Origin of the sequence: Lamprobacter sp. (assembly GCF_034860625.1) — a bacterium.
GTDB lineage: Bacteria > Pseudomonadota > Gammaproteobacteria > Chromatiales > Chromatiaceae > Lamprobacter.
Window position 1 is genome coordinate 1 of record NZ_JAYESN010000507.1, and the last position, 1430, is coordinate 1430.

The window sequence follows — 1430 nt, forward strand, 5'->3', positions numbered from 1 at the left end:
CGTCGAGGTTGGGTCCGGTGATGGCCATCTGCACCGGCTGCTCGAAGCCTTCGCCGCCGAGGCTGGGCGGATTGACCGCGAAGGCTTGCGCACCAGCGATCCCGGCAAGCTTGGGCAGCAGTTGCTCGGTGACGGCAAACTGGCTCTGCTCACGGTGGCGCCAAGGCTTGAGCTTGAGGATGACGATGGCGCTGTTGACCGGGCCCTCGCCGGCACTGCGCGGCGCCACCAACGAGATCACATGCTCGGCGGGGCCGTCCTCCTCGGTCAATGGCTGCAGCTCCGCTTCGATCTGTTCGAGGATCTCGACCATGGCGTCGAGCGTCGTGCCCTCCGGCGCCTCGACCGGGATGAAGACGGTGCCACGATCCTCGCGGGGCGAGAGCTCACGCGGCAGCTCGCGATAGAGCCAGACGGTGGCCCCGAGCAACAGCAGGGCCAAGAGCACCACCAGCCAGCGCACCGCGAGCACGCCCTTGAGCAAGCTTAGGTAGCCCTGGCTCAGGGACTCGAACAGGCCGCCGACGCGACGGCTCAGGGGGCTGGCCTCGATGCGCTCGGCATCGATCAGCTTCGAGGCGACGCTCACCCCGATGGTCAGCGCGATCAGGCTCGAGAGTCCGAGCGCGCCGCCGAGCCCGGCCGCGAACTCGCTGAACAGCCGACCCGAATCGCCGCTCAGAAAGCCCAGGGGGGTGATCACCGCGAGCAGCACCACCGTCGTGGCGATGACCGCGAACGCGACCTCGCCGGCGCCGAGGTCGGCCGCTAATAACCGCGGCTTGCCTTGCTCCGAGAAGCGAAACACGTTCTCGCCGACGACGATCGCATCGTCGACCAGCATGCCGATGGCCAGGATCAGCGCCAGTAGCGTCAGCACATTGATCGAGTAGCCCAGTGCCCAGAGGAGGATGAAGGCGCCGACGACCGACGCCGGAATGGTCGCCGTCGGCACCAATGTCGCCCGCCACGAGCCCAGCGCGAGGAACACCACCAGGATGACCAGGGCGATGGTCAGCAGGAGGGTATTCAGGATCTGACCGATCGAGGCCTCGACGAAGGTGGCAGCGTCATAGGGAATGTTCACCGAGACGCTGTCGGGGATGCGCGCGGAGAGGGCCTCGAGCTCGGCGCGAACCTCGGTCGAGATCGCAACCAGATTGGAGCCCGACTGGCGCACGACCCCAAGGCCGATGGCGTCCTCGCCGTTGAGCCGCACCGCGGTGCGATAGCTCTCTGGGCCGTATTCGACCTCGGCGACCTCGGCGAGGCGGATCTCGGCGCCGTCGCGCTCGGCGAGGATCAGGTCGCGGTAGGCCTGTGGACGCTCGAGTTCGGTCATGGTGCGCAGCGTCAGCTCGCGGGTGTCGCTGATCAACCGTCCGGCGGGTAGCTCCAGGTTGCGGGCGCGCAAGGCCTGCTCGACATCT

1 protein-coding gene is annotated in these 1430 nt (G+C 67.6%); it reads right to left on the reverse strand.

Annotated features, from left to right (window positions below):
• The coding region (locus VBE63_RS29290; protein WP_323686494.1) for an efflux RND transporter permease subunit at window positions 1-1414 on the reverse strand (1414 nt) is incomplete at its 3' end.
• Window positions 1415-1430 lie beyond the last annotated feature (16 nt).